Source organism: Nostoc sp. NMS2 (genome assembly GCF_017115105.1).
Lineage (GTDB): Bacteria > Cyanobacteriota > Cyanobacteriia > Cyanobacteriales > Nostocaceae > Nostoc.
The window spans coordinates 117,346-123,549 of sequence record NZ_JABXKH010000046.1 but is presented as its reverse complement, the minus strand read 5'-3'; the positions used below and the strand labels follow the sequence as shown (position 1 = coordinate 123,549).

Annotated in this window: 6 protein-coding genes; 2 read left to right on the top strand and 4 right to left on the bottom strand. The window is 41.4% G+C overall.

What is annotated here, in order from left to right; translation table 11 throughout:
* Nucleotides 1-102: 102 nt before the first annotated feature.
* From HWQ36_RS07870 to HWQ36_RS07855, 4 genes are all read right to left on the bottom strand, one after another.
* On the bottom strand, nucleotides 103-1,698 hold the full coding sequence (locus HWQ36_RS07870) for a nickel-dependent hydrogenase large subunit (RefSeq protein ID WP_292700223.1): 1,596 nt from the start codon (nucleotides 1,696-1,698) through the stop codon (nucleotides 103-105).
* Nucleotides 1,699-1,898: 200 nt separating this feature from the next.
* Nucleotides 1,899-2,861 carry a hydrogenase small subunit gene (locus HWQ36_RS07865; protein WP_292700220.1) on the bottom strand — a complete coding sequence of 321 codons (963 nt, stop codon included), beginning with the start codon at nucleotides 2,859-2,861 and terminating at the stop codon, nucleotides 1,899-1,901.
* A 579-nt stretch (nucleotides 2,862-3,440) separates the two neighbouring features.
* The gene (locus HWQ36_RS07860) at nucleotides 3,441-3,638 is read right to left on the bottom strand and encodes a hypothetical protein (RefSeq protein ID WP_292700217.1); all 198 of its coding nucleotides are present in this window, start codon (nucleotides 3,636-3,638) and stop codon (nucleotides 3,441-3,443) included.
* Nucleotides 3,639-3,658: 20 nt separating this feature from the next.
* Nucleotides 3,659-4,462 (bottom strand): Rpn family recombination-promoting nuclease/putative transposase, encoded by an 804-nt coding sequence (locus HWQ36_RS07855; protein WP_292700214.1) that lies wholly within the window; start codon nucleotides 4,460-4,462, stop codon nucleotides 3,659-3,661.
* Between the two features lie 440 nt (nucleotides 4,463-4,902).
* Here HWQ36_RS07855 and HWQ36_RS07850 point away from each other — a divergent pair, with 440 nt between their 5' ends.
* The gene (locus tag HWQ36_RS07850; RefSeq protein ID WP_292700212.1) at nucleotides 4,903-5,871 is read left to right on the top strand and encodes a hypothetical protein; all 969 of its coding nucleotides are present in this window, start codon (nucleotides 4,903-4,905) and stop codon (nucleotides 5,869-5,871) included.
* Between the two features lie 62 nt (nucleotides 5,872-5,933).
* The gene (locus tag HWQ36_RS07845; RefSeq protein ID WP_292700210.1) at nucleotides 5,934-6,200 is read left to right on the top strand and encodes a hypothetical protein; all 267 of its coding nucleotides are present in this window, start codon (nucleotides 5,934-5,936) and stop codon (nucleotides 6,198-6,200) included.
* The last annotated feature ends 4 nt before the right edge of the window (nucleotides 6,201-6,204 follow it).

Here is a 6,204-nt window from a genome sequence, read left to right as displayed (position 1 = left end):
AAAAACATCTCTGATGTTCTTTTAGCACAGAGTGTTACTATTTTGGAGATGTCTAATAATGAGCTAATGATTAAATAAAAAATCATTAGCTACTAATATCTTTTAAGCTGTGCGAAAACGTGCTAACTCTTCACCTGTCTTCGCATCATGAGCGTGGACTGTACACACCAAACAAGAATCAAACGATCGCGCCACATGCCCAACTTCTACCGGATCGCTAGAATCGTAAATGGGTGTCCCAATTAACGCTTCTTCAATGGGGCCGCGAATTCCATCACCGTCACGAGGGCCAATATTCCATGTACCAGGGGCAATAACTTGGTAGTTCTTAATCTTACCGCCCTCTACTTCCACCCAGTGAGATAAAGAACCCCGCGCCGCTTCCGTTGCACCCCAACCACGACCATCTTTTTCTTTGGGTTTAATATACCAAGGGTCGTTTAACTTGAATTCGCGCAAACAGTGTTCAGCTTGGCGATATAACTTGACAAGTTCGTGAACTCGTGCTAGCTGACGCACATGAATACTAGCACCACCCATTCGTTTGAAGACATCAAGGATCAAGCCGTCGTAGTGTTGCCAAGATTCGCCATGTTGACCACCAGCTACTAATTGCCGCGCTAAAGGGCCAGTTTCTAAGCGTCCGAAGTCTTTGTGAAGGACTGCACTAGACCAAGAGTAGGCGTTATCGAAGTCTTTGGTATTGATTGCAGTGGGTTTAGTGGTGCGATCGCTAGGGTGAATATCTTCTGTCCCTTCATCGTACCAAGAGTGAGTTGTATTCTCGCGGGTAAATGACTGATCCATTAAAACGTGAGTGTCTGCGAAGCTGTCGTACACACCACTTTTCATAATCATCGCCGCATTTCGTCCTTCGATAGTCGGCTTTTGGTATTTATCTTCATGGGCTAAATATCCCCAAGTGACATATTTACCAACACCAGCGCCATATCTATCTAAACCGATATCCAAACCCATGCGCCAATAAAAACCTAAGTCTGAATCTCGATGATTTCGGTCTTCATCTAACCAATCTCTAAAATCATCATAAGTTTGGATTTGTTCATAGCGTTCTAAAGAACAACCTAACCACACTGGTTCTAACCAATTGGTGCGGAAATATTCTAGAATCGCCCAAGCACGGGTAATATCTGTTAAAGTTGGGGCGCACATCACGCCACCAGGAACCATGTAGCTAGAATGAGGCCATTGTCCGCCCAATAGTGCATAAATTTCTACGGGTTTAGCGGAAATTGTGATGCCTAGTTCATAAGATTTGCCTGTGAAAGCGGCAAATCGTCTCACAGCTTCGTCATAAAAGCGACTATGGCGGTATTTTTTATTAGTTAAATCAATGGCAAAGAGTCCATAAAAGTAGCGGGGGATGCTTTGAATTGTTTCGACAATTTGACCGAGATTTCTGGCCAAAATTGCATTGCGGGGAACTTCTGTTTCCCAAGCTGTATCTAATGCCCAAGATGCACAAGTCAGGTGAGAACCGCCGCAAATACCGCAAATGCGAGGTGTGACAATTAATCCGGCTTGGGGGTCTTTACCGCGTAGGATAACTTCAAATCCGCGAAATAATTCGGCGTGTGTCCAAGCATTGACTACCCGCCCATTCTCAATATCGACTCGAACATCTAAATCGCCTTCAACTCTACCGACAGGTGAAATGTCTAATGATTGAATTGTCATTTGTCATTTGTCCTTTGTCATTGGTCATTTGTCCTTTGTCATTTGTCATTTGTCATTTGTTATTTGTCATTGGTAATTATTCACTCGCCTCACTGTAAAATGGTCGAAACCCTTGATTTTTCATTGAGAGATATAGAGGAGTGTGAAAGGTTATAGTCATTGGTCAAATCACAAAGGACAAATGACCAATTCCCAATTCCCTAAACTGTAAAAAAGTCTTCTTCTGCCCAAGGTGGTGCTGCGTCTTTGGCAACCATTGTGAGCAAGGCGTAGTCTTTTTTGTTCACGCCTGGCGGTAATTCTTTAGGAACTCCCATTACTGTTTGGGTTTTAAATACAGTTCCTGGTTTGAGGTCAAAGAAGGGGAATTCTGGTTCTGTGCAACCTAAACAAGGCATTCCGGCGCGAGTTTTGGATGAGACGCGGTTCCATAAGATGCGGTTGCAGGAAGAATGAGTCATGGGGCCGCGACAACCCAAGTCATAAAATAAGCAGCCTTTGCGCTGACCAAATTCGGCGGTTGATGCTTTGTAGGCAAAGTGAACGTTGCGGGTGCAACCTGTTTGGGTATAAGTGTTGAAGAAGGTTTGGGGACGATTTAGTTCATCGAAAGCAATGTCTGCTATGCGTCCAGTAGCGATCGCAACTAATATCTGCGTAATCCAGTCGGGATGGGCGGGACATCCAGGTATATTAATTACAGGTAATCCGGCTTGCGATACAAATTCTTTCCCTAAAAAGCCGCCTTCTTGACGTTTGAGAAATTGTAAGCCTTCCGACTCGCTGGGGTTGGGTGACATGGCAGGAATTCCTCCCCAGGTTGCACAGTCTCCCACAGCAACGATAAATTTAGCAACTTTGGCTAGGTCTGCTAACCAATCTTTCATGGCGCGATCGGCAAACCGATTCCATTCGCCAGTACCGTTGGGGGCATTAACAACACTGCCTTCAAATACCAAGATATCTAAAGGGATTGTGCCAGAAATGCAATTGTGCAGTAATATTTGTAAGTTGTTGCCTAGTTCCAGTCCCAAAGAAGGATGCCAAAGTAAATTGATGCCAAAGTCGGCAATTAAATCGCAGACTGTCGGTTCTTCAGCGTTGAGAAATGACATGGTGTTGCCGGAACAAGCACCACCTTGTAGCCATAGTACGTTAGTCATCGGCTAGGTGTTTTTCTATTGTTTCCCATGCATGATGTAGGTGATAATGCTTGTAAAGTCTCACCTGTTTATCAATATTTATTTTTCAATACTAAGATATTTTTTTATTGAATTCTCTTTCATTAAAAAAGAATTAATCATTAACAATAGCTAAAGTTTTGACGAGATAATTTTAAATTATATGTTTGTTATACTCGTAACAGATTTAACAAATAAAAAACAGTAAAAACAGAATTATTGTTTTTTAGTTACTGACGTTAAATAATCTCGTCTACTGAATTCATTCCTGTTAAAACTCTGTAATATAGCGGTTCTCGCTTGGATGCAATACAGTTTGACCTCTCTCCAAACCTCTCTCCTAAAAGGAGAGAGGCTTTGAATCTTACTCCCCTTCCCTTGTAGGGAAGGGGCTGGGGGTTAGGTCTGTATTGCACTCAACTGAGAACCGCTATAATTGCTACTAGTTGTTAATTTGTACGAAAGTATGAGTATTTTAATTTGATAACCAAGTAAAATTCAGCAAAATATTGGGGTACAAGACTTTGCACCCCGTCAGCTATATATCAGTTGTTTTAAGATTTAAGATTTTGGTTGTGCAGCTTGCCTAACAAGTTGTTCGTCCAAACCTAACGCTTGAGCTATCTGCTCAATACTCAACCCCAGCACTAATAACCGGGGTATCGTTTCTAACTTACCTTCTTGTTTCCCTTTTTGCTCACCTTCTGCAAAAACATCTTGGTAAAATCTAGTTTGCTTTAACTCATTTGCTCCAAACATTTTTCCGATTTCCTCCTGTTTTAGGATTTCGGTTGTGCAGCTTGCCTAACAACTTGTTCGTCCAAACCTAACGCTTGAGCTATCTGCTCAATACTTAAACCCAACCCTAATAACTGGGGTATGGCTTCTAACTTACCTTCTTGTCTACCTTCTTGTTTCCCCTTTTGCTCACCTTCTGCAAAAACATCTTGGTAAAATCTAGTTTGCTTTAACTCATTTAATCCAAACATTTTTCCGATCTCCTCCTGGCTCAATCGTGGTAACTTGTAGATTAATATCGTCTCTATCAATTGTATAATTTCTCTAATAGTAGTGACATCTGGAATTTGCCGTCGGGCAATGTTTACTATCTCCACAGCTTTTGTTGTCGCCGTTGATTCGGGTTCGATAATGAGTTTAACTGTCTCTATACCGATTGATGATGACTCAATTGAGCTTAATTCGTCGAGATAGACGCGAGTTACTCGTTGTGAGTTGAGTAATTCTGTATATCTTTCGGTATTTCCAGTATCAACGCTGCGATTAGGGAAAATGACAACACCCCGCCAATTGTTGGTTAATTCGGTTTTGTCGAGATAGTTAAAAATTTCGGTAAATAAACGAGAGTAGAATTTTTTGTCTGGTTGAAATTGCACTTCAGCAAAATAAATCGGTAAGTCTGGCGTATTTGGGAGGAAAACGCCATCGATTCTAAACGCCAGTTGTTTGACTTCTACTGAAGAAAATTGGTAAGCACTAGCTAGTTGGGGCGGTTGGTTAATCAGTTCAAAGAAAGTGCTGGGGATACTCTGAAAGATCCGATAAAAGATACTGTCTGTTTTCAAAGGAGCTTGTTTTACAGTTGATGAACATATTTTACACTTCAATGATTACGTGGCGACTATTTTGAGTACAATAAATATTATGTATGTCAACAATTCAATAAAAGATATTTAAATTGTATAACATGATGATACAAAAAGTATTTAAAAAATATTAGGTGTTTAAAGCTGACATTAATATTAGCAATTTCCCCCTAGAATTTTAGAAATAGGGTGTTTTATAGTATTTTATTGAGTATGGCATAGGACATTGGCTATAGAGGATTAAGTTTCTTCTCTAGTTCCTAGTCTTTAATCCTAGTCTCAAACAAAAAAGGGGAATTCCGCCTAAAGGACTCGAAGCCTGCGTAAATCGGTATGGCCCACGATGAGGTGCGTAAACGTGTCTCGATTGTTCATGGGTGTTGGACTCAATTCCCAATTGGCTAGAGTACGGCAGAGTTATGACCCCCAGCATTACAGATTCAGCAGTGAAGGCTGCGGTAGCAGCTGTTGCTTCAGAGTCAGCCACAGCAGAGGAAAAAATCCAAATGCTGATTGAGATAGCACAGGGTTTTCAAAAAAAGCCCAAAGCTGCCCAAGACTTGCGGAATGCAGTTGGTTTATATTACCGGGCCTACGAGATGTGTGGTGAGGAGTATCCCCTACTAAAAGCTAGGGCCCAAGTGGGGATGTCAGGGACATTACAGGCAATACCGGATGCTGATTACCAACTGTTGATGCAAGCTAAAGTCGGTTATGAAGAGGCATTACCGATTTTACAACAATTAGCAACGCCAGAGGAAGTGGCAGAAACGCAGATGAATTTTGGGCTGGTGTTGCAGTCGCTAGTGCCATTCAATTTGGCGCGGATAACTGACAGCATCCAGGCTTATCATGATGCTTTGCGGGTGTTTACTTGGGAGGATTACCCCCAAGAATACGCGATTTTGTATAACAATATTGCGATCGCTTACCTTTCTATGCCCCTAGCATCGGAACGGGAATACTTACGTCAAGGGTTAGCTGTGCAATCATTTGAGGTAGCACTAAAGCATATTACTCTGATCGATCATCCTAGAGAATATGCGATGTTGCAGAACAATTTAGGTAACGCTTTGCAATATTTAATGAGTTCCCACCCTGTGGAGAATAATTTACGTGCGATCGCAGCTTACAACGAAGCGCTAAAAGTGCGTAATTCCAAAGATACACCTTTAGAGTACGCTAACACAATTTCCAACAAAGCCAACGCCCTATTCAATTTACCAGACGACCACGAAAAACCAGAAATTGGTAATCCTAACAATCTTTTGCAAGCGCGTATCTACTATCAAGATGCTTTAGAAATATTTACGAAATACCAACAAATTGCACAAGCAGAGGTAGTAGGCAAAGCATTACAAGATGTAGAAGCAGAAATGAAGGGTTAGGAGTTACGGGTTATGGATCTAATTTGATTCTTAACTCTTTACTTTAATGAGGAAAAAACAGCATGAGAGATATTTTAACAACCCCAAATCTGATAAATTTTCTCACAAGTTTAGCAGATGGCGATCTGAACATAGCAACAGAATTCGTGTGGTTAATCATAGCAACAGTCTTAGCTATGGTAGGCGGTGCAATTGGTGGAATGCTATTAGCTGCTAAAGATATAGGATATCAGCTTTCAGCAATGCTTGGTGCATTATTTGCCCCTGCGGGTGTAATTCCCGCCATCCTTTTAGGGCTTGCCGCCTTAAATTTCTTAACAAATTATTAGGAGA

Excerpts from the sequence above, each read along its gene's own strand:
- HWQ36_RS07860 (WP_292700217.1), bottom strand. The coding sequence starts at position 3,638 with ATGTTTGGAGCAAATGAGTTAAAGCAAACTAGATTTTACCAAGATGTT.
- HWQ36_RS07850 (WP_292700212.1), top strand. The coding sequence starts at position 4,903 with ATGACCCCCAGCATTACAGATTCAGCAGTGAAGGCTGCGGTAGCAGCT.
- HWQ36_RS07865 (WP_292700220.1), bottom strand. The coding sequence starts at position 2,861 with ATGACTAACGTACTATGGCTACAAGGTGGTGCTTGTTCCGGCAACACC.
- HWQ36_RS07870 (WP_292700223.1), bottom strand. The coding sequence starts at position 1,698 with ATGACAATTCAATCATTAGACATTTCACCTGTCGGTAGAGTTGAAGGC.
- HWQ36_RS07845 (WP_292700210.1), top strand. The coding sequence starts at position 5,934 with ATGAGAGATATTTTAACAACCCCAAATCTGATAAATTTTCTCACAAGT.